Annotated in this window: 23 protein-coding genes; 13 read left to right on the top strand and 10 right to left on the bottom strand. The window is 68.1% G+C overall.

Annotated elements, in window-relative coordinates:
- Positions 1 to 131 precede the first annotated feature (131 nt).
- Both xseA and EZE58_RS03430 read left to right on the top strand, forming a co-directional pair.
- Positions 132 to 1,433 carry an exodeoxyribonuclease VII large subunit gene (xseA, locus tag EZE58_RS03435; RefSeq protein WP_144587904.1) on the top strand — a complete coding sequence of 434 codons (1,302 nt, stop codon included), beginning with the start codon at positions 132 to 134 and terminating at the stop codon, positions 1,431 to 1,433.
- 2 nt (positions 1,434 to 1,435) lie between these two features.
- Positions 1,436 to 1,672 (top strand): exodeoxyribonuclease VII small subunit, encoded by a 237-nt coding sequence (locus tag EZE58_RS03430; protein WP_063249403.1) that lies wholly within the window; start codon positions 1,436 to 1,438, stop codon positions 1,670 to 1,672.
- 7 nt (positions 1,673 to 1,679) lie between these two features.
- Here the strand turns inward: EZE58_RS03430 and EZE58_RS03425 are convergent, their stop codons facing one another.
- Positions 1,680 to 2,249, bottom strand: a complete 570-nt coding sequence (locus EZE58_RS03425) for a DUF4245 domain-containing protein (protein ID WP_144587906.1) — start codon at positions 2,247 to 2,249, stop codon at positions 1,680 to 1,682.
- 201 nt (positions 2,250 to 2,450) lie between these two features.
- On the opposite strand from EZE58_RS03425, the gene glpX reads away from it, so the two are divergent.
- The 3 genes from glpX to EZE58_RS03410 all read left to right on the top strand — a co-directional run bounded on the left by glpX (position 2,451) and on the right by EZE58_RS03410 (position 5,722).
- A complete protein-coding gene (glpX, locus tag EZE58_RS03420; protein ID WP_063249405.1) occupies positions 2,451 to 3,575 on the top strand; it encodes a class II fructose-bisphosphatase in 1,125 nt (374 codons plus the stop codon).
- 41 nt (positions 3,576 to 3,616) lie between these two features.
- Positions 3,617 to 4,243, top strand: a complete 627-nt coding sequence (locus EZE58_RS03415; RefSeq protein WP_095375732.1) for a carbonic anhydrase — start codon at positions 3,617 to 3,619, stop codon at positions 4,241 to 4,243.
- A 75-nt stretch (positions 4,244 to 4,318) separates the two neighbouring features.
- Positions 4,319 to 5,722, top strand: coding sequence for a class II fumarate hydratase (locus EZE58_RS03410; RefSeq protein ID WP_095375731.1), 1,404 nt, complete (start codon positions 4,319 to 4,321; stop codon positions 5,720 to 5,722).
- 197 nt (positions 5,723 to 5,919) lie between these two features.
- Here EZE58_RS03410 and EZE58_RS03405 read toward each other — a convergent pair whose 3' ends face one another.
- On the bottom strand, positions 5,920 to 7,227 hold the full coding sequence (locus EZE58_RS03405) for a PhoH family protein (protein ID WP_009374891.1): 1,308 nt from the start codon (positions 7,225 to 7,227) through the stop codon (positions 5,920 to 5,922).
- Between the two features lie 201 nt (positions 7,228 to 7,428).
- On the opposite strand from EZE58_RS03405, the gene EZE58_RS03400 reads away from it, so the two are divergent.
- Complete coding sequence (locus tag EZE58_RS03400) at positions 7,429 to 8,157, top strand: class I SAM-dependent methyltransferase (protein ID WP_167559799.1); 729 nt, start codon at positions 7,429 to 7,431, stop codon at positions 8,155 to 8,157.
- A 73-nt stretch (positions 8,158 to 8,230) separates the two neighbouring features.
- Here EZE58_RS03400 and EZE58_RS03395 read toward each other — a convergent pair whose 3' ends face one another.
- On the bottom strand, positions 8,231 to 8,992 hold the full coding sequence (locus tag EZE58_RS03395) for an isoprenyl transferase (protein ID WP_009374889.1): 762 nt from the start codon (positions 8,990 to 8,992) through the stop codon (positions 8,231 to 8,233).
- A gap of 163 nt (positions 8,993 to 9,155) precedes the next feature.
- Here EZE58_RS03395 and EZE58_RS03390 point away from each other — a divergent pair, with 163 nt between their 5' ends.
- Positions 9,156 to 9,917, top strand: coding sequence for a hemolysin III family protein (locus EZE58_RS03390; RefSeq protein WP_009374888.1), 762 nt, complete (start codon positions 9,156 to 9,158; stop codon positions 9,915 to 9,917).
- A 107-nt stretch (positions 9,918 to 10,024) separates the two neighbouring features.
- Here EZE58_RS03390 and EZE58_RS03385 read toward each other — a convergent pair whose 3' ends face one another.
- Positions 10,025 to 10,450 carry a hypothetical protein gene (locus EZE58_RS03385; RefSeq protein WP_009374887.1) on the bottom strand — a complete coding sequence of 142 codons (426 nt, stop codon included), beginning with the start codon at positions 10,448 to 10,450 and terminating at the stop codon, positions 10,025 to 10,027.
- Positions 10,447 to 11,430 (bottom strand): mycothiol conjugate amidase Mca, encoded by a 984-nt coding sequence (gene mca, locus EZE58_RS03380; protein WP_095375728.1) that lies wholly within the window; start codon positions 11,428 to 11,430, stop codon positions 10,447 to 10,449. The genes EZE58_RS03385 and mca overlap by 4 nt, the downstream gene beginning before the upstream one ends.
- 125 nt (positions 11,431 to 11,555) lie before the next feature.
- Between mca and EZE58_RS03375 the strand changes: the two genes are divergently transcribed.
- Both EZE58_RS03375 and greA read left to right on the top strand, forming a co-directional pair.
- Positions 11,556 to 11,978, top strand: coding sequence for a DUF4307 domain-containing protein (locus tag EZE58_RS03375; protein WP_095375727.1), 423 nt, complete (start codon positions 11,556 to 11,558; stop codon positions 11,976 to 11,978).
- Positions 11,979 to 12,304: 326 nt separating this feature from the next.
- Positions 12,305 to 12,799 carry a transcription elongation factor GreA gene (greA, locus tag EZE58_RS03370; protein WP_009374884.1) on the top strand — a complete coding sequence of 165 codons (495 nt, stop codon included), beginning with the start codon at positions 12,305 to 12,307 and terminating at the stop codon, positions 12,797 to 12,799.
- 222 nt (positions 12,800 to 13,021) lie between these two features.
- Here greA and EZE58_RS03365 read toward each other — a convergent pair whose 3' ends face one another.
- Entirely contained in the window at positions 13,022 to 14,455 is a 1,434-nt protein-coding gene (locus EZE58_RS03365; protein ID WP_167559797.1) for an AI-2E family transporter, read from the bottom strand.
- 67 nt (positions 14,456 to 14,522) lie between these two features.
- Between EZE58_RS03365 and EZE58_RS03360 the strand changes: the two genes are divergently transcribed.
- The 3 genes from EZE58_RS03360 (at position 14,523) to EZE58_RS03350 (ending at position 18,101) form a co-directional block, all read left to right on the top strand.
- Positions 14,523 to 15,494 (top strand): SGNH/GDSL hydrolase family protein, encoded by a 972-nt coding sequence (locus EZE58_RS03360; protein WP_346773168.1) that lies wholly within the window; start codon positions 14,523 to 14,525, stop codon positions 15,492 to 15,494.
- The gene (locus tag EZE58_RS03355) at positions 15,491 to 16,168 is read left to right on the top strand and encodes a Maf family protein (protein WP_009374881.1); all 678 of its coding nucleotides are present in this window, start codon (positions 15,491 to 15,493) and stop codon (positions 16,166 to 16,168) included. The genes EZE58_RS03360 and EZE58_RS03355 overlap by 4 nt, the downstream gene beginning before the upstream one ends.
- Before the next feature lie 124 nt (positions 16,169 to 16,292).
- Positions 16,293 to 18,101, top strand: coding sequence for a biotin carboxylase N-terminal domain-containing protein (locus tag EZE58_RS03350; protein ID WP_009374880.1), 1,809 nt, complete (start codon positions 16,293 to 16,295; stop codon positions 18,099 to 18,101).
- A 27-nt stretch (positions 18,102 to 18,128) separates the two neighbouring features.
- Here the strand turns inward: EZE58_RS03350 and EZE58_RS03345 are convergent, their stop codons facing one another.
- The 4 genes from EZE58_RS03345 to EZE58_RS03330 form a co-directional block, all read right to left on the bottom strand.
- The gene (locus EZE58_RS03345) at positions 18,129 to 19,406 is read right to left on the bottom strand and encodes a DUF6596 domain-containing protein (protein ID WP_167559795.1); all 1,278 of its coding nucleotides are present in this window, start codon (positions 19,404 to 19,406) and stop codon (positions 18,129 to 18,131) included.
- Entirely contained in the window at positions 19,406 to 19,735 is a 330-nt protein-coding gene (locus EZE58_RS03340) for a YciI family protein (protein ID WP_167559793.1), read from the bottom strand. Before EZE58_RS03340 ends, EZE58_RS03345 begins: the two co-directional genes overlap by 1 nt.
- Positions 19,736 to 19,853: 118 nt before the next feature.
- Positions 19,854 to 21,287 carry an NAD(P)H-quinone dehydrogenase gene (locus tag EZE58_RS03335; protein ID WP_167559791.1) on the bottom strand — a complete coding sequence of 478 codons (1,434 nt, stop codon included), beginning with the start codon at positions 21,285 to 21,287 and terminating at the stop codon, positions 19,854 to 19,856.
- An 89-nt stretch (positions 21,288 to 21,376) separates the two neighbouring features.
- Positions 21,377 to 21,970, bottom strand: coding sequence for a gamma carbonic anhydrase family protein (locus EZE58_RS03330; RefSeq protein ID WP_009374876.1), 594 nt, complete (start codon positions 21,968 to 21,970; stop codon positions 21,377 to 21,379).
- A gap of 536 nt (positions 21,971 to 22,506) precedes the next feature.
- Between EZE58_RS03330 and EZE58_RS03325 the strand changes: the two genes are divergently transcribed.
- Positions 22,507 to 22,755, top strand: a complete 249-nt coding sequence (locus EZE58_RS03325; protein WP_009374875.1) for a WhiB family transcriptional regulator — start codon at positions 22,507 to 22,509, stop codon at positions 22,753 to 22,755.
- The last annotated feature ends 162 nt before the right edge of the window (positions 22,756 to 22,917 follow it).

Here is a 22,917-nt window from a genome sequence, read left to right as displayed (position 1 = left end):
TCCCAGTCTAGGTCTCCTGTCTGAACGTCGGCCACAAAGGTGAACCATTCCACACGCAGGCCACACGCACAGGCGGGCAGTCCCCTCATGTCTGCACCGTTCGCTAGGCTGGGCCGGGACAAGGAGAAGTGATGGCGCAACGCATATCGGGAACACCCGGGACGCTCGGCGAGTCGGTCGACCCGCAGGAGCTGCCGGCCACCGCCGCCGAGACCACGGCGGAGAACCCGTGGCCGCTCAGCCTGCTCTCGAACAAGATGAAGACCTACATCGACCGGATGTCGAGCGTGTGGGTCGAGGGCCAGGTCGTCGAACTCAATCATCGCGGCAAGGCGAGCTACCTCACCCTGCGCGACACCGACGTCGAGATGTCCCTGCCCGTCCAGATCTGGAAGAACGTCCTCGACCGCACGGGCGCGGAGCTGTCCGAGGGCAGCCACGTCGTCGCGAATCTCAAGGCGGACTTCTGGACGAAGACCGGGCGCCTGACGATGCGGGCCAACGACATCCGCGCCGTCGGCCTCGGCGAGCTCCTCGCCAGGCTCGAGCGGCTGAAGAAGCAGCTCGCCGCCGAAGGCCTCTTCGACCCCGCCAGGAAGAAGCGCCTGCCGTTCCTGCCCAACCGGATCGGGCTCATCACCGGCCGGGACTCAGATGCGCAGAAGGACGTCGTGCGCAACGTCCACATCCGCTGGCCCGCCGCCGAGTTCGAGATCCGCAACACTGCCGTCCAGGGTCCCGATGCGGTGCCCGGGGTGATGAAGAACCTCGCCGAACTCGACGCCGACCCGGAGATCGACATCATCGTCATCGCCCGCGGCGGCGGCAGCATGGAGGATCTGCTGCCCTTCTCGAACGAAGCGCTCGTCCGCGCGGTCTCAAATGCGACGACCCCGGTCGTCTCCGCGATCGGGCACGAGGCCGACCGCCCGATCCTCGACGAGGTCGCCGACCTGCGCGCCTCGACCCCGACCGATGCGGCGAAGCGCATCGTCCCCGATGTCGCCGAGGAGGCACTCGGCATCCTCAACGCCCGTGCCCTCCTCGACGCCGCCGTCAACCGCATCGTCGACCGCGAACAGGAGATGCTTACCGCCGTCCGCTCACGACCGGTGCTCGCCGAACCGCAGACGATGGTCGACGCCCGTGAGGACGAACTGCGCGTCATCCGCCGTCGCAGCCTGCAGGCGACGATCGGCCTGGTGGGCAATGCGCAGAACGAGATCACCCACCTCCGTTCGCAGGCGCGGTCGCTCTCGCCGCTGCGCACACTCGAACGCGGCTATGCCGTCGTCCAGACCGCCGAGGGCGTCGCCGTGCGCGATGCCGCCGAGGTCGAGGTCGGCTCTCCCGTCCACGTCAGGGTGGCCCGGGGACGGTTCGATGCCGACGTAACGAAGATCGACGAACAGACCGAAGAAACGAGGAACTGACCATGACCGAACCGGTGACCGGACAGGACGAAGCCGACATCAGCACGCTCAGCTACGAACAGGCCCGTGAAGAGCTCGTGGCCACCGTGCGCAGGCTGGAAGCGGGCAACCTCCCTCTCGAGGAGTCCCTGCGACTGTGGGAGCGCGGCGAATCACTCGCCGATCGGTGCCAGGCCTGGCTCGACGGGGCTCGCGAACGACTCGAGAAGGCGCGCGAGGACGCAGGCGACGAGGACTGAGGCCGGCTCAACCGAGCTGAGCGGCGACCTGATCGGCGAAGGAGTTGATCGTGTCCGGTGCGGCGATGGCCTTGAGGACGACGAACATGTCGCCCTTCGACGTCACCCAGTACTCCTTGGCATCCTCCGTGCGATAGACCTGGAAGGTGCTGCCGCTGACCTCGACGGTCTCTGCGGCCGTGGCGCCCTCGACCTTGCCTTCAGCCCACTTCTCCGAGGCACGAGCCTGCTCGAGGCTCACCCACTGGTCGTCGGGACCGAGGAACGAGAGGTACCAGGACGACGAGTCCGAACCCTTGATCGCATCGAGGTTCGCCTCGTTCGACGTCCACCCGGTGGGGACGTCGGGGACGATGAGATCGAAGTCGCTGTTCTCCTGCGACTGCTCGGCGATCGCCTTGTAGTCGACGACCCGCTCGGAATCGACCTCCGGCTGCGGCGCCATGAGGAGGACGACGACGACGAGGGCCATGCACGCAGCGATCGCCACGGTCATGTTCACCCAGTTCGACTTCTTCCGCAGCAGGCGCATCTCCTCCCGGGACCCGGGAAGGACGACTCCGGACTGGTCGGACATGGAAACTCCCTTGACAGCGGCTGGCGCCGCTTCGTCGATGCTGCGGACATTCACTCCCCCATTGTCCTCGCGCGAGCGCCCGTGAGCCAATCCGTACTCCTCTCTCGTGCTCACGATCACAGCAGGAGCGCCGGCTCCGGCAGTTCCGCTCACCCGCTCCGCTGTCCGTCCGGCCCCGGCGAGGGTGGCACAATTGGAGGCATGAGTGACTCCCAGGACGCAGTTGACGTGAAATCGCATCATGACCGGGGCCGAGTGGACGCCGATGCGCCACCGGTCGCAGTGACCGACGAATGGTCCCAGCAGGCCCAGGTGGGAGCCGGCGCACCGGACCGCAACCTCGCCCTCGAACTCGTTCGCGTCACCGAAGCCGCAGCCATCGCCGCCGCCCCCTGGGTCGGCCGCGGTGACAAGAACGCCGCCGACGGGGCAGCCGTGGCCGCGATGCGCAATGTCATCTCCTCCGTCCGCATGGCCGGCACCGTCGTCATCGGCGAGGGCGAGAAGGACGAAGCGCCGATGCTCTTCAACGGCGAACAGGTCGGCGACGGCGGCGGTGCCCGCTGCGACGTCGCCGTCGATCCCATCGACGGCACCCGCCTGACCGCCCTCGGCATGCCCAACGCGATCTCCGTCATGGCCGTCACCGAAGACGGCGCAATGTACGATCCGTCCGCCGTGTTCTACATGGAGAAGCTCGTCACCGGCCCCGATGCCGCCGACGCCGTCGACCTGCGCCTGCCGATCGCCGAGAACATCCGCCGCGTCGCCAAGGCCAAGGGAACGAAGGATCCCGCCTCGGTGACCGTGATGATCCTCGACCGCCCCCGCCACGAGGAGACGATCGCCGCGATCCGCGCCGCCGGAGCCCGCATCCGCCTCATCACCGACGGCGACGTCGCCGGCGCGATCGCCGCCTGCCGCCCCGACACCGGGGTCGACATGCTCATGGGCATCGGCGGTACCCCCGAGGGCATCATCACCGCCTGTGCGATCAAGGCGCTCGGCGGAGTCATCCAGGGCCGGCTGTGGCCCCAGGACGACAGCGAACGTGACGCCGCGGCCAAGGCCGGACTCGACGTCGACCAGGTGCTCGGCACCGACGACCTCGTCACCGGCGACAACTGCTACTTCGTCGCCACCGGCATCACGCAGGGCGACCTGCTCAACGGCGTGAAGTTCCAGGGCGGGCACGTGACCACGCATTCGCTGGTCATGCGCTCGAAGTCCGGCACGGTCCGTTCGGTCTTCGCCGAGCACCAGGCCGCGAAGACCCACTCCTACGTCGAGGCCGCCGAAGAGGCGGCCCGCCGCGGACTCGTCTGAGCACGACGCCCCATCCACCACCGGAAGCAGGTCAGGACGCAATGCCCAACCAGGCTTGGAAGCGCTTGCAGGAGGGCAATCGCCGCTTCGTCAGCGATGAGCCCCAACACCCCAACCAGGACACTGCCCGCCGTGAGGCGGTCAGTGCCGACCAGACTCCGTTCGTCTCCCTCTTCGGCTGCGCCGACTCCCGCGTCGCCGCCGAGATGATCTTCGACGTCGGCCTCGGCGACATGTTCGTCGTCCGCAACGCCGGACAGGTCGTCGACCCCGTCACCCTGGGTTCGCTCGAGTACGGTGTCGAGGTCCTCGGCACCCCTCTGCTCGTCGTCCTCGGCCACGACAGCTGCGGTGCGGTCACGGCGGCCTACAACGCCTATGACACCGGCGACACCCCGCCCGGGTTCATCTCCGACGTCGTCGCCCGCATCCTGCCCACGGTCGCCCGTGCCAGGAAGAACAACCGCACCACCGTCAACGAGACCGTCGTCCAGAACACCATCGACACGGTGGAGAAGATCATGCAGCTCTCGACGCTGATCTCACGCGCCGTCGAGGAGGGCCGACTCATCATCGTCGGCATGACCTACCAGCTCCACGACGGTCATACGACCGTCGTCGCCCAGTACGGAGGCGACGAGGCCGCGGTCTCGCCTTTTGCCTCCTGACCCGTTCCGCGCATCCGGCGGGAGGACTCGCCGGAAGACGCGGGCACACTCATCACCGAAAGGACTGTTCAACGCATGAGCGAAGAGTTTCGCATCGAACACGACACGATGGGAGAGGTGAAGGTCCCCAAGGACGCCCTCTACAGCGCGCAGACGCAGCGTGCCGTCGAGAACTTCCCGATCTCCGGCAAGACCCTCGAACCGGCCCACATCCACGCCCTCGCGCAGGTGAAGAAGGCCGCGGCGAAGGCCAACCTCGAACTCGGCGTCCTCGACGCCGACCGTGCCGAAGCGATCCAGAACGCCGCCGACGAGGTCATCGCCGGCAAGTACGATGCCGACTTCCCGATCGACGTCTTCCAGACCGGGTCGGGCACCTCGTCGAACATGAACACCAACGAGGTCCTCGCCTCGCTCGCGACGAAGGCCCTCGCCGACAAGGGCATCAGCGTCCACCCCAACGACCACGTCAACGCCTCGCAGTCGTCGAACGACGTCTTCCCCACCTCGGTCCACGTCGCGGTGACGAAGGCACTCGTGGACACGCTCATTCCGGCCATGGGCACCCTGGCGACCTCGCTGGAGAAGAAGGCCGAGGAGTTCGCCTCGGTCGTCAAGTCCGGTCGCACGCACCTCATGGACGCCACTCCGGTCACACTCGGCCAGGAGTTCGGCGGATACGCCGCGCAGGTCCGCTACGGCATCGAGCGCATCGAGTCGGCACTCCCCCGCGTCGCCGAGGTGCCGCAGGGTGGAACCGCGGTGGGAACGGGAATCAACACCCCCGACGGCTTCTCCGCCCGCGTCGTCGAACTCCTCGCCGAGGAGACCGGCCTGCCGATCACCGAGGCCCGCAACCACTTCGAGGCACAGGCCAACCGCGACGGCCTCATCGAAGCCTCGGGCCAGCTGCGGACGATCGCCTACGGCTACATGAAGATCTGCAACGACCTGCGGTGGATGGGATCGGGACCGAACACCGGCCTCGGCGAGATCGCCATCCCCGACCTCCAGCCCGGTTCCTCGATCATGCCCGGCAAGGTCAACCCGGTCATCTGCGAGGCGACGATCCAGGTCGCAGCCCAGGTCATCGGCAACGACACGACGGTGGCGCTGTCGTCGACGAACGGTGCGTTCGAGCTCAACGTCGGCATCCCCGTCATGGCCTCGAACCTCCTCGAGTCGATCCGCCTGCTCGCCAACGCCTCGACAGTGATGGCAGAGAAGATGATCGACGGGCTCACCGCGAACGTCGAGCGCGCCCGCTTCCTCGCCGAGGCGAGCCCCTCGATCGTCACGCCCCTGAACAAGGTCATCGGCTACGAAGCGGCGGCGAAGATCGCCAAGCACGCCGTCGCCAACAAGATGACGGTCAAGGAGGCGACGATCGACCTCGGCTTCGTCGAGAACGGATCGATCACCGAGGCCGACCTCGACAAGGCCCTCGACGTCACGACGATGATCGGCTCCTACAAGTAGGACCCGCGCCCGGGAGCTCCCTCCGCCTCGGCGGGGCTCCTCCGCCTCTGCGGCGTCGGCGCATACAGAAGTGGTCACAGAACCGAGGGATTTCGCCCGTTTCGGCGCGATCTCCTCGGTTCTGTGACCACTTTCTGCGTCTGGAGAGGGCTGGGCCGACTGGCCCCAGGACCGCCCAGTCCTGGGGCCGCCCGACCCTATGACCGGAACGGATCGAACTCCTCGAGCACGTCGGTGACCAGCGCCGCGATCTCCGAACGCTCCGAGCGGGTGAGCGTGACATGCGAGAAGAGGTCGTGGCCCTTGAGCTTCTCGATCACCGCGGCGATCCCGTCGTGGCGTCCCACTCGGAGATTGTCGCGCTGGGCGACGTCGTGGGTGAGGACGACCTTCGAGTTCATGCCGATGCGCGAGAGCACCGTGAGCAGGACGTTGCGCTCAAGCGACTGCGCCTCGTCGACGATGACGAAGGCATCGTGGAGGGAGCGGCCGCGGATGTGCGTGAGCGGCAGCACCTCGAGGAGGCCGCGGTTGGTCACTTCGTCGATGACGTTCTTGCTCACGAGCGCGCTGAGCGTGTCGAACACCGCCTCCGCCCACGGGTTCATCTTCTCGCCCTCGCTGCCGGGCAGGTAGCCGAGGTTCTGGCCGCCCACGGCGTAGAGCGGGCGGAAGACCATGATCTTCGAGTGCTTGTTCTCCTCGAGGACCTTCTGCAGTCCCGCCATGAGAGCGAGCGCGGACTTCCCCGTTCCGGCTCGACCTCCCAGCGAGACGATGCCGAGATCGTCGTCGAGGAGCATGTCGATGGCCACCCGCTGTTCGGCCGAGCGACCGTGGACTCCGAAGATGTCACGATCCCCCCGCACGAGTGTGACCTGGTTGTTCGCCCGCACCCGCCCGAGGGCCGACCCGCGCGGCGAGGTGATGACGACCCCGGTGTTGACGACCTCGTCGGCGACGGCATCGGTGGTGATCCGCCCGGAATCGTAGAACTCCGACATCTCCTCGTCCCCGAGCGCGAGTTCGCTCATCCCCGTGAACCCCGAATCAGTCGCGAGCTCGGCGAGGTACTCCTCGGCCTGGAGGCCGAGCGCCGAGGCCTTGACGCGCATCGGCACGTCCTTCGTCACGACGACGACGTCGTGGCCCTCGGCCGCGAGGTTGCGGGCGACGGCGAGGATGCGGGTGTCGTTCTCCGACCGGTCGAACCCGACGGGCATCGTCGACGCGTCGACGTGGTTGAGTTCGACCCGCAGCGTGCCCCCTGCCTCGCCGACGGGGATCGGTTCGTCGAGGCGGTCGAAGTCGGATCGGAAATCGTCGAGGATGTGCAGTGCCTTGCGGGCGGTGAAGCCGAGCTCAGGATGGTGCCGTTTGGCCTCCAGCTCGGAGACCACGACGAGAGGGATGACGATGTTGTGCTCGGCGAATCTCAGCAGTGCTCCCGGATCCGAGAGAAGCACCGAGGTGTCGAGGACGTATGTGTGGACCTTTTCGGCCATGGGGACCCCTGTGGCGTACGTAGCGCCGAGGTCCGAGTCCTGACATCACCCGGACCCCGGGTTGGTGTCGACCAACTACTGCCAACCTATCCCCGATCACACCGTGGGCACGCAGCGGCACGCGCATTCGGGCAAGTCGCGTCGTGAACTTCGCATGAATGGCCGCGGTCCGAACGTGACCGCGTGTGTTAGCTTCGCGGTATGCCGGATGCGATCTTCGACAACCCCCAGCTCGTCGCGGTCTACGATGCCTTCGACGGCCCCCGTGACGACCTCGACCTTTATGAGGCGATCGCCGCGGAACTCGGTGCCGGCACGGTCATCGACCTCGGGTGCGGAACCGGGGTCTTCGCCCGCAGGCTGGCCCGGACCGGGATCCGAGTAATCGGGATCGATCCCGCCCAGGCCTCGATCGACTTCGCCGAGGCGGTCGCCGCGAAGGAGTCCCTGTCAGTCGACTTCCGGTCGGGCACCTCGGCCGACATCCCCGCGATCGACGCCGACCTCGTGACGATGACGGGCAACGTCGCCCAGGTCTTCCTCGGCCTCGATGAGCTGCGCGGCGTCTTCGCCGACTGCGCCCGCGGGCTGCGACGGGGCGGCCACCTCGCCTTCGAGTCCCGGATCCCCGAGACGAAGCCGTGGACGGACTGGGCGGACCGGCAGCCGAAGACCCTGGAGGTCGACGGCATCGGCGAGGTCACCGAGACGTTCGTCCTCGGACAGGTCGACCTGCCCTTCGTCTCCTTCACCCACCTCTACCGCTTCGCCGCCACCGGCGACACCATCGGATCCCGCTCCCGACTGCGGTTCCACGGGAAGGCGGAGATCACCTCGGCGCTGGAGCAGGCGGGCTTCGCCGTACGCGAGATCAGGGACGCACCGGACCGGATCGGACGGGAATGGGTCTTCCTCGCCGAGAGACTGTGACGATCCCACCGCCGCGCATGAGCATCGGACTCAGAGACGCAGCGCGGATCCACCGCCTCGCGGGATAGCGCGGCTACCGTCCGAAACGGCGCTGGCGCAGGCCGTAGTCGCGCACTGCCCGGAGGAAGTCCGTGCGTCGGAAGTCGGGCCAGTACGTTTCGCAGAAGTAGAACTCCGAGTACGCCGACTGCCACATGAGGAACCCGGAGAGTCGCTGCTCGCCTGAGGAGCGGATGATGAGGTCGGGGTCCGGCTGGCCCTTCGTGTAGAGGTGGGCGCCGATCTGCTCGGGTGAGAGTTCGGCGATGATCGTCTCGAGGTCCGTGCCCTCGTCCTGCCGGGTGCGCAGCAGCGATTTGACCGCGTTGACGATCTCCTGTCGCCCCCCGTAGCCGACGGCGACGTTGACGCGCATTCCGCCCTCCCCCGAACAGCTCGCCGCTTCCAGGCGCTGCCGCAGGTCGGGTGGGAGGATCTCGAGGTCCCCGACGAGCTGGACCCACACGCCGTCGAGCTTCGCGATCCGCTCGACCATGTCGGAGATGATCTCGATGAGCACGGCGACCTCGTCGGCGGAGCGGGCGAGGTTCTCCTTCGAGAGGACATAGAGGGTGACGATCTCGACGTCGACCTCCTGGCACCAGCCGAGGAACTCGACGATCTTGTCCGCTCCCGCACGGTGCCCGTCGGCGGTGGTCGCTCCGAACTCCTTCGCCCACCGCCGGTTGCCGTCGGTGATGACACCGACATGCCTGGGGACGGGCACCGAGGTCTCGAGCTCGCGCAGCAGTCTCCGCTCGTAGAGACGGTAGAGCAGGCTCACCGGTCGTGCCACGACGTCCTCATTCCCATTCCTCGCCGGTCGGTCGAACACCATACAGAGTACTATCCCCGAGCGCGCTGACCTGCGGCTGCCGCGAAGGCGCGGACACGGAACGCACATGACCACCACATGAGCCGTTGGCCCGGCTGCCAGGAGACCCGGATAGATTGGGGTCATGAATGCTCCCGTCACGGACCCGCCCGCGCTCGATCAGCCTGCGAATCCGCCGCGGGAGCCCCGCTATCCCCTCCGCGTCGCCCGCCGCCGCTCGGCGCTGCGCAGCGAGCTCGGCAAGCTCGCCGGCCAGGTCAAACCCAAGCTGCGGGGATGGTTCCATGCCGGTGCGTTCCCGCTGGCGATGATCGGCGGCTTCGCCCTCGTCATCATCTCCCCGACGATCGAATCGCGGCTGGCAGCCTCGATCTTCGCGGTCACCGGCATGCTCCTCTTCGGCACCTCGGCGGTCTACCACCGCGGCCGCTGGCGGACCAAGGCTCGCCTCATCCTCCGCCGTCTCGACCACGCGAACATCTTCCTCATCACCGCGGGCACGTACACTCCGCTGGCCGTGCTCATGCTCGACACGCAGCAGGCGATCGTGCTCCTGTCCGTCCTCTGGGGTGCCGCAGCCCTCGGGGTGGCGTTCCGGACGATCTTCACCACCGCGCCGAGGTGGCTCTTCGTTCCCATCTACGTCGGCTTCGGCATCGCCGGAGTCGGCTACATCCCGCAGATCTGGGCGACTCTGCCCGCGGTCGGCATCCTCGTCGTCGCCGGCGGAGTCTGCTACATCGCCGGAGCCGTCATCTACGGCATCAAACGGCCGAACCCCTCACCGAAATGGCTCGGGTTCCACGAGATCTTCCACATCCTCACGATCGCCGGCTACGGCTGCCATCTCGCAGCCCTGCTCGTCGCGGCGGTCGCCGCGTACTGAGACGGCGCACCCTGGACAGGGCGCGACCTGAGACGAGACGAAGCGGACTGTCCCGGCTGCGGCTCTGAGAGCGCCGCCGAGCTCACTCGCTCGGGGCTTCGGCGGATTCAGCTGCGGTCGGTGCCCTCAGGACGTGGGGTCTCCCCCGCGGGCCTCTCACCGTCGTCGGCGCTGTCACGGTCGGCTGCCTCGGCGGGCGACTCTCCACGGTCGGCCCCCGTGTCCGGCTCGTCATCGCGTACGGCCTCCGGCGCGTTAGCCCCGGAAAGCGTCGACTGGTTGGGCACGGCATACTTGCGCAGCGGAATCGGGTAGGCGTCGCTGGCGCGCGAGCGCGCACGCACCCGCCGCACCCGCTTGAGTGCGTCGCGGATGAGGAAGATCGCCACGACGACGATCGCGAACGTCGTGAGGAAGCCGATCGTTCCCGGGGTGACGAGGTCGGGATCAGGTCCCCCGCTCGGCGTCTCCGTCGCGGCGAGGACCGAGAGGGGGGCCGGCAGGGTCGTCACGGATACGGCAGAGAGGCTCATGCGCTCTCCTCCTCACGGTCGTCGGCGTCCGAGGCGGACGGCAGCATCCCCTCGGCAGGAACCTGGCGACCGTCGTCGAAGCGGACGCCGGCGAAGAGATCGGACTCCTGGAAGTCCTCCCCCGGTCTCAGCGGCTCACGGTCGGTGTCGTCGACCGCGAGTTCGAACTCCTCGGTCGGCCAGTACGTGCGCGCCGCCTGCCGGGACGCGGAGAAGAACCCGCCTTCGGGATCGATCTGCGTCGCATGCGAGAGGAGCGCGCGATCGCGGGCGTCGAAGTACCCGCGGCAGTCGATGCGGGTCGAGAGCCAGTTGGGGCGTTCGGCGGCGCGCTTGCGGAAGTCGTCGATGTGCTCGGCGAACGGAGACTCGAGGCCGGCCTCGAGCATCTTCTCGTGGATCGTGATCCACTTCTTCGCCGACAGATCCTGGTTGTAGTAGACCTTCTGCACCGACCACGGGGCGCCGAGTTCGGGATGCGCGTCGGGATCGGCGGCTGCGGCGACGGCTGCCATGGTCACGGCGTGGTTCTTGATGTGATCGGGGTGAGGGTAACCGCCGAGTTCGTCGTAGGTGGTCACGACCTGCGGACGGAACTGGCGGATGATGTGGACGAGTGGGAGCATCGCGATCTCGGTCGGCACCCGGTAGAAGCATCCGGCGGGGATCTCCTCGTCGAAGTCGCCTTCCGGCAGACCCGAGTCGACGTGACCGACCCAGACGTGCTCGGCCCCGAGCGCCGAGGCCGCCGCAGCCATCTCCTCACGGCGGAGGCCGGCGATGTCCCGGGAGGCCTTCGGAGACTGGAGGAGAGCCGGGTTGAGGATGTCTCCGGCCTCGCCGCCGGTCATCGTGGCGATGAGGACCCGCGCGCCGAGGTCAGCGTACTTCGCACTCGTGGCCGCGCCCTTCGACGACTCGTCGTCAGGGTGCGCGTGGACGGCCAGCAGTCGCAGCCCATCGTATGGAAGCGCAGACATGTCTCGATGGTCCCCTCTCGGTTCGGCTGTGAGCCGTTCCTCACTCTGTCCGTGCCTGAGCAGGATCGCCGCACACGGATCGACTACTCTAGATTAGTGCGCGAAGGCGACAGATGAGGAATTCAATGACTGAGGTTACAGCCGCAGAACCGCAGGGCGACCGATACGGGCGCGCCCGCACCCCGCGACGCCGCCTCAGCCGCAGGGCGACTTACCTCGCCGCAGCCGTCATCGCCGTCACCGTCGTCGTCATCGGCATCTTCGCGTTCCAGCCGTCGACGACTCCGACCGACCCCAAGACGCTCGGCTACACGGTCAACGACTCGGCGAGCACGACGGTGAGCGTGGGGATCTACCCCGACCGTGAGCGCAGCGTCCACTGCATCGTCCAGGCCACCAACAGCAACGAGGCGATCGTCGGCTTCACGGAGGTCAGCCTCCCCGCCGACCCACAGGCCGACCCCACCTCGGCCCAGGGACTCACCGTCGAGGTCGCGACCACACAGCTCGCCGCCTCGGGGCACGCCGACGCCTGCTGGTTCGAGTGAGGCGGGCGCCCTCACCTGCGTGAGGCACACCCCGCCCGAGGCACACCCCGGCAGAATGCAAGTCCGCTTGCCTCCTCGGCACCCGACCGACTGCCGCGTCCGCGCAAGGTGCCTTTTCGAGACCCTGGCGCGGACGGCGCGCGTCCTCCCAGACGGCGACAGGTGTGTGCAGAACAGCGAACCGCTGTCCGAATCGTGACCCAGATCATCGAAATCCTGCCCAGATGGGTTAGAATATAGTTTCATTCACCACCCGGGCGTACCCCACGCCCGGTTTTTCGTTGCCTGACATGCCGTCAGTGCACCGAACCGAAGAAGGAGAAGTCATGACCGAGGATGTCACCCAGGAAGAGACATGGTTGACCCAGGAAGCCTTCGACCGCCTGTCGAAGGAACTTGAACACCTCTCCGGACCGGGACGTGCAGAGATTGCTGAGAAAATCGAAGCCGCCCGCGACGAGGGTGACTTGAAGGAGAACGGCGGCTACCACGCGGCACGCGAGGAGCAGGGCAAGCAGGAGGTTCGCATCCGCCAGCTCGAACAGCTCCTGCGCTCGGCGAAGGTCGGATCGAGCGAGAGCGACGGCAAGACCGTCTCCCCCGGATCCGTCGTCACGGCGAAGGTCGCGGGCAACGAGATGCGCTTCCTGCTCGGCAGCCGTGAGATCGCCGGCGACTCCGACATCGACGTGTTCTCGGAGAAGTCGCCGCTCGGCGCCGCCGTGCTCGGCACCTCCGTCGGGGACAAGACGAGCTACGAAGCTCCCAACGGCAAGGAGATCGCCGTCGAGGTGACGAAGATCGAGGCGTTCTCGGGCTGAGTCGACCTCAGCAGTCGGGTGCCGACCCCGACGCACACAGACCGGAGGGCGGGTGCACTGTGCACCCGCCCTCCGGTCTTCTCTCTGCGCGCAGTGGTCGCAGTGCGCGGTCTCTGTTCCTGTCCGCAGAACTGAACGACACCCGCTCGGTCTGAGACCGCACGCGCTGGTCCGATCCAGCGCGCACGGATCAGAACCGAGCGGTTGCCTCGTCAAGGTCGGTCAGGACCGCCGCCGGCGCGGCTGGTCGCCCGAATCGCGGCCGCCATCGACCACGCCACCTGGGGGGTCACTGTCAGCGGCGCCCTCTCCGGGGCCCGACGCGGAACCGCGCTCCTGCGCGGAGTCGTGGATCGCCTCGGCGAGCCTGTCCTCCGCTTCGTCGAGGACCGCTCCCGCCTCCGTGTCCGCCTCCGTGGCCTCCGGCGGCGCGGATCCGCCGCGAGGGCCGTTCGCGTGGACGATGTAGGTGACGACCGTGTTGAGCACCGCGATCGCCGGAACCGCGAAGAGCGCACCGACGATGCCGAAGAGGAAGCCGCCGGCCGCGACGGCGAGGACGACGGCGAGCGGGTGGACGGAGACGGCCTTGCCCATGAGAAACGGCTGGAGGACGTGGCCTTCGAGCTGCTGGACGCCGATGACGACGGCGAGCATGATGATCGCGGCGACCGGTCCGTTGGAGACGAGCGCGACGACGACGGCGACGACACCCGAGGCGATCGCACCGACGATCGGGATGAACGAGGAGAGGAAGACGAGCAGGGTGAGCGGGAGGACCAGCGGGATCCCGAGGATCGCCGCACCGATGCCGATGCCGATCGCGTCGACGCCGGCGACGAGGATCTGCACCCGCACGTACTGCGTGAGCGTCGTCCAACCGCGCTGAGCGGCGCCGATCACCACGGGCTGGGCGGGCAGCGGGAGGAGGTTCATCACCCAGCGGAAGATCCGCTTGCCGTCGTAGAGGAAGAAGAACGTCGTGAACAGGCACAGGAGCAGGCCGGCGAGGAAGGATCCGACCGAGGAGGTCGCCTGCAGCGCACCGCCGAGCAGCTCCGAGCTGTTGGACTGGAGGAACTGCGTCGCCGATTCGATGCCGTCGTTGATGTAGCCCGAGATCGTCCGCGAGTCGATGCCGAACGGGTTCTGCGAGAGCCAGTCGCTGATGCTCGAGAAGCCGGCCATGACCTGCGTGACGAGGTCGGGCATCCCCGAGTAGATCTGCTGGCCGACGAGGGTGAAGAGCCCGGCGACGAGGATGATGAACCCGAAGAAGGCGATGATCGTCGCGAGCACCCGCGGCATCCCCTTCTTCACGAACCATCCGGTCAGCGGGCCGAGGAGGGCGGCGAGGAGAAGGGCGATGAGGACGGGCAGGAGGACATGCCAGACCTTCGAGAGCAGCCAGAATCCGACGCCGATCCCGATGAGGACGACGATCGAACGCCACGACCAGGCTGCGGCGACGCGCAGTCCCGGGGAGACGTAGGGCTCGGATCCGGCCTCGACGCGGGAATGGGCGATCGCCTCGGGGCTGATCTCTCCCGCGTGGCCTTCATCGCGGTCGGGTCGGCCTGCGCTCTCGCCCCGTCGCTTCGACGTCCAGGCGCCGCGCAGCCGGTACTGTGATGGCGTGTTCTCGTTCTCTGACATGCTCCAACAATAGTTGGTCTCCACGCACCGCAGGTGGAATGATGACCGGAGAGGGAGGGTGATTCTTGTGGGAAAGCGCATGCTCTACGCCGTCGCCACCATGACAGGCACAGCTGTCGGAATCGGAGCGTCGGCGGCAGGCCTGCTCCGGCACCAGGCCTCGTCCCTGCGACGGGGGTTCGACGACGACGCCGACCGTCCCTTCCCCTCCATCGCCGAGGTGGTGCCCCCACCCGCCGGCACCGCAGCCGATGCCGGTCCGGCCACCGGTGACGATGATCCGGCGACCCTGGCCGTCATCGGCGATTCGTGGGTGTGCGGGATCGGCATCGACGATCCCCACGACGCCCCGGCCATGCTCATCGCCCGCGGGCTCGCGCGCCTGCTCGGCACCTCGGTGCGGGTCGAGTCGACGGCGCGGCCGTCGGCGCTCTCCGACGATCTCGCGGCACAGGTCGACGAGATCCTGCGCTCGACTCGTCTCTCCCGCCAGGGGTCCGACTCGCCACGGTCCGATCGGCGTCGGTTCGCGATCATCTCGATCGGCACCGGCGACGTCATCCACCCCATCCACGGACCCATCGGCATCCCGGCCCTCAACCAGGCGATCAACCGCCTCCAGCGCGAAGGTCGGTACACAGTCTTCGTCCTCGTCTGCCCCAACCTCGGCGGGCTGCCGGGTCTGCGCGACCCGCTGAAAACGGTGCTCCGCCGGTCTTCCCGGGTCCTCGCAGGATCGCAGTGGCTCGCCGCGCTCGCGGCGCGGGCGGTGCCGCTGCAGGCGACCGGGTCACTGACCGGAACGACCCGGAAATCGCTGCTCAACGAATCCGGGCGCTTCCCCAGCGCACTCGGATATGCGCAGCTCGCCTCGACCGTGCTCGCGGCCATCGCCGAACGCATCGACGCCCGCATCGCCGTCGACCGCACCCATGACATCCCCGATGACACGCGCGAGGCGCCCACGGACGCCGAGGCTGCCGACGCCGCGACACCCGCCCAAGCGAGCCCCGCCGAGGCGGGAGGGACCGACCGGTGATCCCCGTCGTCCTCGCCTCGCAGTCACCGTCGAGGCGCGAGATCCTCACGGCCTCGGGCATCGATCCCACCGTCATCGTCTCCGAGGTCGATGAGCACGCGATCGAGGAGACGTTCACCGGGTCCGTCGGCGACCTCACCACCGCGCTCTCCGCGGCCAAGGCGCAGGCCGTTCTCGACCGCATCGAAGGCATGGAGCCCGACGATCTCCCCGAGTCCCTGCGCGAGGCGGCCACGGCCGTCGTCATCGCCGGCGATTCACTCCTCGAGCACAACGGCCAGGCGATCGGGAAGCCGGGCACTGCCGAACGCACCCGCGAGATCTGGGCGGACATGGCGGGGGCGTGGACGACGCTGCACTCCGGGCACACGCTCGCCCTGCTCGAGCGGGCAACGACCGCTGAGCGCTTCGCGGCCCGCGACCTGCGCTCGCGCCGCTCGTCGACCGCCGTGCTCATCGGCACCCCCACCCCTGCCGAGCTCGAGGCCTACATCGCCACCGAAGAGCCGTTCCACGTCGCCGGGGCACTGACGATCGACGGGTACGGCGGAGCGTTCGTCGAGCGGCTCGACGGCGACCATCTCACCGTGCTCGGGCTCAGCCTGCCCGTTGTGAGGGAACTCGCGCAGGACATGGGCCTCTTCTGGCCCGATCTCTGGTCCTCCCGGGGTTAGACTCGGACAGGTCGAGCGGACACGCCCGAACACCTTGAAGTTTTGCGCTCAGGTTTTTATCGGTGGCCTACAAAGAGTTGGCGGCAATCCCTAAATTGATCTGTGATCATACAAAAGGAGCGCCATGACCACAGTCCTCCCCGACGAGACGACCGCATCGCTGTCCACGCACGTCCCCACGGCCCCAGTGCGCCGCATCCTCATCGCCAATCGCGGTGAGATCGCCCTGCGCATCATCCGGGCGGCCCACGATCTGGGACTCAAGGCGATCGCCGTCTACACCCGAGCCGATGCGGACGCCGAGTTCGTCTCGCTCGCCGATGACGCCTGGCTGCTCGAGGGCACCGGCGCTGGGGAGACCTACCTCGACATCGACAAGATCCTCGCCCTTGCCAAGCGCTCCGGGGCCGACGCCATCCACCCCGGCTACGGCTACCTCGCCGAGAACGCCCTCTTCGCCCAGGCCGTCATCGACGCCGGGCTCACCTGGGTCGGGCCTCCCCCGGCTGCCATCGAACTCCTCGGCGACAAGTCCGGTGCCCGTGAGGTCGCCGAGGCGGTCTCCGCCCCGGTCGCACCCGGCTCCGACGGCGCCGTCGCCGATCTCGCCGAAGCCGCCGAGGTCGCCGAGCGCATCGGCTACCCCGTCGTCATCAAGGCCGTCCACGGCGGCGGCGGCCGCGGCTTCCGCGCCTGCGCAAGCGCTGACGACCTCGAGACCGCCTACGCGGCCGCGACCCGGGAGGCACTCGCCGCCTTCGGTCGCGGCGAATGCCTCATCGAGAAGCAGATCGTCCACCCGCGCCACATCGAGACCCAGTGCCTGGCCGACTCGTTCGGCAATGTCCGCGTCCTCTCGACCCGTGACTGCACGCTCCAGCGCCGCAACCAGAAGATCGTCGAAGAGGCGCCGGCCCCGTTCCTCACCGAGGAGCAGGAGCGCATCGTCACCGAGGCCTCGATCCGCGTCCTCGCCCACGTCGGCTACGTGGGTGCCGCCACCTGCGAGTTCCTCCTCGGCACCGACGGCACGATCATCTTCATGGAGGCCAACGCCCGCATCCAGGTCGAGCACACCGTCACCGAGGAGGTCACGGGAGTCGATCTCGTCGGCTGGCAGCTACGCATCGCCTCGGGCGAACGCCTGCCCGATGCCTTCCCCGCCGTCCGCGGACACTCCATCCAGTTCCGCATCAACGCCGAGGATCCCACGACCTTCTTCCCCGCCACCGGCACCGTGAAGAACTACCGGGCACCGGCCGGACCCGGTGTGCGGCTCGATTCGGGCATCGGCGAGGGCAGCGTCGTCGGCACCGACTTCGACCCGATGCTCGCGAAGCTCATCATCACCGGCGCCGATCGCGATCAGGCACTGGCCCGGTCCCGGCGGGCGCTTGCCGAATACCGCATCGACGGCGTCTCGACGCTGCTGCCGCTGCACCGCGTCCTCGTCTCCGAACCGGCCTTCGCCGGGGACTTCGACGTGTGGACCAACTGGCTTGAAACCGCGTTCGTCAACCCGCTCGCCACACCGAACACAGGAGATCACATGAGCACCTCTGCTGACAGCTTCAGTGTCGTCGTCGAGGTCGACGGTCGACGGATGACGGTCTCGGTTCCCAAGGACGTCATCTCCGACCTCGGACATGTGCCGAGCCCGAGCGTGCCGCGCCGCAAGCGCAACCTCCGCCGCAAGGGCGCTCAGCTCGCCGACGAGTCGAATGCGCTCAACGCCCCGATGCAGGGCACGATCGTCTCGGTCGCCGTGTCCGCCGGCGACGTCGTCGAAGCCGGTGACACGCTCGCTGTCATCGAGGCGATGAAGATGGAACAGCCTCTCAAGGCCGGCCACTCGGGCACGGTCTCCGAGGTCCTCGTCGACGCGGGCACCGCTGTGAAGTCGGGTGAGCCGATCATCCGCTTCGCCGCCTGAGACCCGGTCTCTGCCCCGCTGCCCGGATCACCGACGGAGGTCGGTGATCCGGGCACCGATGTATTCGGACTCGGCGTCGTTGCCCGGGCACTCGAGGGCCTCGTTGAATGCCTCTTCGGCGTCGGCGTCGCGACCGAACTCGCGCAGAGTGATCGCCCGTGCGATGTGGAACGGCCGGTGACGGCGCAGCCGGGGTTCTGAGGCGAGGGCGTCGAGGGCGGTCAGCGCCGCCGCGGGACCGTCGACCCGCCCGCGGACCACGGCGAGGTTGAGGGCGACGACCGGGGAGGGGTCGAGCCGCTGCAGCATCCGGTAGAGGGCGAGGATCTGGGCCCAGTCGGTGTCTTCGTAGGCGGCAGCCTCGGCGTGGAGGGCGGCGATCGCCGCCTGCACCGCGTACGGCCCGGCCCCCGGGCGACCGGCCGCGGTCCGCGCGAGACCGAGCCCCTCGGCGATGAGGGTGGAGTCCCAGTCGGCCCGATCCTGCTCGGACAGCGGGATCGGCGAACCGTCGGCGGTGAGCCGCGCCGCCGCCCGCGCTCGGGTGAGGAGGAGCAGGGCGAGGAGCCCGAGCGCCTCCGTCGAATCGGGCAGGAGTCGCACGAGGAGGCGGCTGAGCACGATCGCCTCCTCCTGGACGTTGACGCGGGCGTGGGCGGGGCCCGCCGAGGCGGTGAATCCCTGGGTGAAGACGAGGTAGACGGCGCGGAGTACGCCGGGCAGCCGCTCCTCGAGTTCGGTGGGGCCGGGCCGTCCGAAGGGGATGCCCGTCGCCGTGATCCGCTTCTTCGCGCGCACGATCCGCTGCTGCATCGCCGTCGTGTCGACGAGGAAGGCCGCCGCCACCTCGGCGGTGGTCCAGCCGGCGAGGAACCGGAGGATGAGGGCGATCCTCTCGCTCTCGCGCAGAGTGGGATGGGCGCACGTGAAGAAGAGCCCCAGCCGTTCGTCGGGGATGTCGACTGAGCTCAGGGCCTCGCCGAGGCGGTCGGCGTGGTCCTCGTGGTCCCCCGGCTGGGTCTCGTCCTCGATCCGGAGGCGGGCAAGGCTGCGTGCGCGGGTCGCATCGGTGCGGATGAGGTCGATCGCGCGGTTCTTCGCCGTCGTCATCAGCCACGCCTGTGGACGCTGTGGGACGCCGCGGGCCGGCCAGGACTCGACGGCACGGACCATGGCATCGGCCAGAGCCTCCTCGGCGAGGTCGAGGTCGTGGAACTTCGTCGCGAGAGCGGCGAGCAGCCGCCCGTGGTCCTCGCGCCCGATGGCGGTGAGGACCAGGGCGGCGTCCGTCCCGGCGGTGTCCATCAGTAGTCGGCGACCGGCCGGATCTCGATGTGCCCGGCACGCGATCCGGGGCTCCGCTTCGCCCAGGCGATCGCGTCGTCGATCGTCGGGACCTCGATGACGTAGCTGCCGCCGACGAATTCGCCGGATTCGGCGAACGGCCCGGAGGTGACGACGGAGTCGCTGACCCGCCCCCCGTGTTCGGGGCCGTCGAGGGCGAAGCCGCCGACGACGATGCCCGCGTCGGTGATCTCCTTGTCGAAGGCCATGAACTCGGCCGGGTCGGGACCGCCGTCCTCACCGCAGTCGGCGTCGGTGACGTTGCCCATGAGCAGCAGTGCGTACTTCATGTCTCTCTCCCTTGGTCCTAGGCTCCTGGCGGGAGCCTATCGATGTCGGGCGGAGGTGCCTGACACCACTCTGACGTATTGGGAAGGGCGAAATCGACAGCTGCGGGAGGGAAATTCCCTAGAGGTGCCGGTGGAGTCGGCGCGATGCCTCGGTCAGCGAGCCGCTGAGCGAGGGATAGACGACGAAGGAGGCCGAGAGCTGGTCGACAGTCAGGCGGTTCTCCACGGCTATGGTGATGGGGAGGATGAGTTCACTGGCGCGCGGGCCGACGACGACGCCGCCGAGGATCGATCCGGAGCCGCGCCGGGCGAAGATCTTGACGAAGCCGTCCTCGATGCCGAGCATCTTCGCCCTCGGGTTCGTGTCGAGCGGGAGCATGACGGTGTCGATGTCCGTGGGGTTCTCGCGGTAGTTCTGCTGTGTGAAGCCGACGGTCGCGATCTCCGGAGCGGTGAAGACGTTCGAGGCGACATTGCGCAGCTTGAGCGGCTGCACGGCATCGCCGAGAGCGTGCGACATCGCGATCCGGCCCTGCATCGCCGCGACCGAGGCGAGCGGGAGGACGCCGGTGCAGTCGCCCGCGGCATAGATGCCCGGACGCGAGGTGCGGGAGACGCCGTCGACGACGATGTGTCCCGACTCGCTGACCTTGACCCCGGCGGCTTCGAGTCCGAGGTCGGCGGTGTTGGGGATCGAGCCGACGGCCATGAGGCAGTGCGAACCTTCGACCCGGCGGCCGTCGGCGAGAGTGACTTCGACCCCGTTCTCGGTGCGCTTGACCGATTCGGCACGGGAGCGGGAGAGAACGTTCATGCCCTTGGCGCGGAAGACGGACTCGAGGACGTCTGCGGCGTCCTCGTCCTGCCCTGGCAGGACCTTCTCGCGCGACGAGACAAGGGTGACGTTCGCTCCGAGCGCGCGATACGCCGAGGCGAACTCGGCACCCGTGACACCGGAGCCGACGACGATGAGGTGTTCGGGCAGCTCTTCGAGTTCGTAGAGCTGCGTCCACGAGAGGATCCGCTCGCCGTTGGGCTTCGCGGTGTCGAGTTCGCGGGGGTGGGCGCCGACGGCGAGCAGGATCGTCGAGGCGCGCAGCGTGTACTCGGTCCCGTTCTTTTCGACGACTTCCACCCGGTCGCGGTCGACGAGCTTCGCGCTGCCCTTGATGACCTTGACGCCGGCGCGGATGAGCCCGTCGTGGATGTCGTCGGCCTGAGCGTCGGCGAGGGAGAGGATGCGCTCATTGACGGCTTTGAGGTCCGCGACCACTCGGTCGTGGTCGGGGGTCTCTTCGTGGTCGTCGTCGGCGGCGGTGATCCGGATGCCGAGGCTCGCCGAGCGCGTGATCTCGTCCATCATCTCCGCCGTGGCGATGAGGGACTTCGAGGGCACGACGTCGGTGACGACGGCGGCGCCGCCGCAGCGATTGCGTTCGATGAGCATGACGTCGGCGCCGAGCTGGGCGGCGGCGAGAGCGGCTTCGTAGCCGCCGGGGCCTCCGCCGATGACGACGACGCGATCTGCTGCGGATTCAAATTCTTCGTTCACGGCTCAATCCTCTCAAATCGCCGAGGCCTGGGCGAATGAGCACTCCGGGTGCTCCTGGGCGGTGCCGACGAGCACCCGCGCGGTGAAGTTCAGGCCTCGGTCCCCTCGGCGTCGGTCGCAGCTGCCGCCGCGGTCGCCTCGGCGATGTCGACGACCTCGGCGGTGTCACGGTGGAGGGCGGAGAGGGTGACGTAGGACTGCGCGTTCGCCCGGACCTTCTCGACCGCGTCGTCGGTCATCTCCCGGCGCACCTTGCCGGGGACGCCGGCGACGAGCGAGCGGGGCGGGATGTCGGTGCCCTCGAGCACGACGGTGCCGGCGGCGATGAGGGACTCCGTGCCGATGTGCGCGTCGTTGAGGACGGTCGCGTGCATGCCGATGAGGACGTCATCGTCGACTCGCGCGCCGTGGACGAGGGCCTGGTGGCCGATCGACACGCGGCGGCCGATGACGACGGGTTTGCCCTCGTCGGTGTGCATGACGGTGTTGTCCTGGACGTTCGAGTCCTCGCCGATCGTGATCGGCGCCTTCTCGGCCCGGAGCACGCAGCCGTAGAAGATTCCGGCGCCCCGCTCCACGCGGACGTCGCCGACGAGGGTGGCCCCCGCGGCGACGAATGCTCCGGGATCGATCTGCGGGGTGTGCCCTCCGACCGAGATGATGCGTGCCTGCGAATCCGTCATGAGTCCTCCATCGGTTCTCTCGTCCACGTTCGGGCGTTCTGTGCGCTCGCCGTCCGCATCGCTGGGCCTCACAGCTTCGTGAGAGCCGGCGATGTGAGCGCGGCGCTGCGGACGCCGCCGCTGCCAGTCTACTCACGCCCGGGGTCGCGGTCGGCGGCGTCCTGCGGATCGGAACCTGCTCCCGGTTCCGGGCCGCGGGGCTTCACGCTTGGGGTCCTGGACTGCACATTCGGGGCCCTCGACTGCACATTCGCGGTCCTGAACTTGGACGTGACGCATGGGCCCTGGACTTCATGTGTTCGGCGGGGTCCATTCACTTCGAGGACACCCGGCTTCTGCAGAGTGAGACGCGTGATGGACGGATTTGCGTCAAGGACCCCATAGCAGGAGAATGGGCAGAATATTTGTCAGAAACTTCACACTGCCAGACTCTTGTGCGCCCAAAACGGGTATGTGAACCTTGACTGTGAGAGTTTGCGCGCCGCTCTTGACGTGCGCGCACACCAAGTTTCACTCATCTCCGTCGAAAGGTCACCATGGATTGGCGACATCGTGCAGCGTGCCTCAATGAGGATCCGGAACTGTTCTTCCCCATCGGGAACACGGGACCGGCCCTGCTTCAGATCGAAGAGGCCAAGACTGTGTGCCGTCGCTGCGAAGTGGCCGAGACCTGCCTCCAGTGGGCTCTCGAATCCGGACAGGATGCGGGTGTCTGGGGCGGACTGAGTGAAGACGAGCGCCGCGCGCTCAAGCGTCGTGCCGCCCGGGCACGCCGCGCAGGCTGACAGCGCGTCACACGCGTTCGCCGCACCCCTGGTTCCCCGTCAGAGTCCCCTGCTCCGACCACGATCACCGTGATCGGAGCTGGGGACTCTGTCATGTCCGCACGCCTTCCGCGATGGCACAACCGCCCGAGCACATCGCACTCTTCGCGCCACACCGCACGC

Origin of the sequence: Brevibacterium sp. LS14, assembly GCF_012027885.1 — a bacterium.
In the GTDB taxonomy this organism is placed as follows: Bacteria; Actinomycetota; Actinomycetes; order Actinomycetales; family Brevibacteriaceae; genus Brevibacterium; species Brevibacterium casei.
This window is presented reverse-complemented; position numbering and strand designations above follow the sequence as displayed.

Bases quoted from the DNA above. Each gene is read 5' to 3' on its own strand.
- xseA (WP_144587904.1), top strand. From the start codon at position 132: ATGGCGCAACGCATATCGGGAACACCCGGGACGCTCGGCGAGTCGGTC.
- EZE58_RS03430 (WP_063249403.1), top strand. From the start codon at position 1,436: ATGACCGAACCGGTGACCGGACAGGACGAAGCCGACATCAGCACGCTC.
- EZE58_RS03425 (WP_144587906.1), bottom strand. From the start codon at position 2,249: ATGTCCGACCAGTCCGGAGTCGTCCTTCCCGGGTCCCGGGAGGAGATG.
- glpX (WP_063249405.1), top strand. From the start codon at position 2,451: ATGAGTGACTCCCAGGACGCAGTTGACGTGAAATCGCATCATGACCGG.
- EZE58_RS03415 (WP_095375732.1), top strand. From the start codon at position 3,617: ATGCCCAACCAGGCTTGGAAGCGCTTGCAGGAGGGCAATCGCCGCTTC.
- EZE58_RS03410 (WP_095375731.1), top strand. From the start codon at position 4,319: ATGAGCGAAGAGTTTCGCATCGAACACGACACGATGGGAGAGGTGAAG.
- EZE58_RS03405 (WP_009374891.1), bottom strand. From the start codon at position 7,227: ATGGCCGAAAAGGTCCACACATACGTCCTCGACACCTCGGTGCTTCTC.
- EZE58_RS03400 (WP_167559799.1), top strand. From the start codon at position 7,429: ATGCCGGATGCGATCTTCGACAACCCCCAGCTCGTCGCGGTCTACGAT.
- EZE58_RS03390 (WP_009374888.1), top strand. From the start codon at position 9,156: ATGAATGCTCCCGTCACGGACCCGCCCGCGCTCGATCAGCCTGCGAAT.
- EZE58_RS03385 (WP_009374887.1), bottom strand. From the start codon at position 10,450: ATGAGCCTCTCTGCCGTATCCGTGACGACCCTGCCGGCCCCCCTCTCG.
- mca (WP_095375728.1), bottom strand. From the start codon at position 11,430: ATGTCTGCGCTTCCATACGATGGGCTGCGACTGCTGGCCGTCCACGCG.
- EZE58_RS03375 (WP_095375727.1), top strand. From the start codon at position 11,556: ATGACTGAGGTTACAGCCGCAGAACCGCAGGGCGACCGATACGGGCGC.
- greA (WP_009374884.1), top strand. From the start codon at position 12,305: ATGACCGAGGATGTCACCCAGGAAGAGACATGGTTGACCCAGGAAGCC.
- EZE58_RS03365 (WP_167559797.1), bottom strand. From the start codon at position 14,455: ATGTCAGAGAACGAGAACACGCCATCACAGTACCGGCTGCGCGGCGCC.
- EZE58_RS03350 (WP_009374880.1), top strand. From the start codon at position 16,293: ATGACCACAGTCCTCCCCGACGAGACGACCGCATCGCTGTCCACGCAC.
- EZE58_RS03345 (WP_167559795.1), bottom strand. From the start codon at position 19,406: ATGGACACCGCCGGGACGGACGCCGCCCTGGTCCTCACCGCCATCGGG.
- EZE58_RS03340 (WP_167559793.1), bottom strand. From the start codon at position 19,735: ATGAAGTACGCACTGCTGCTCATGGGCAACGTCACCGACGCCGACTGC.
- EZE58_RS03330 (WP_009374876.1), bottom strand. From the start codon at position 21,970: ATGACGGATTCGCAGGCACGCATCATCTCGGTCGGAGGGCACACCCCG.
- EZE58_RS03325 (WP_009374875.1), top strand. From the start codon at position 22,507: ATGGATTGGCGACATCGTGCAGCGTGCCTCAATGAGGATCCGGAACTG.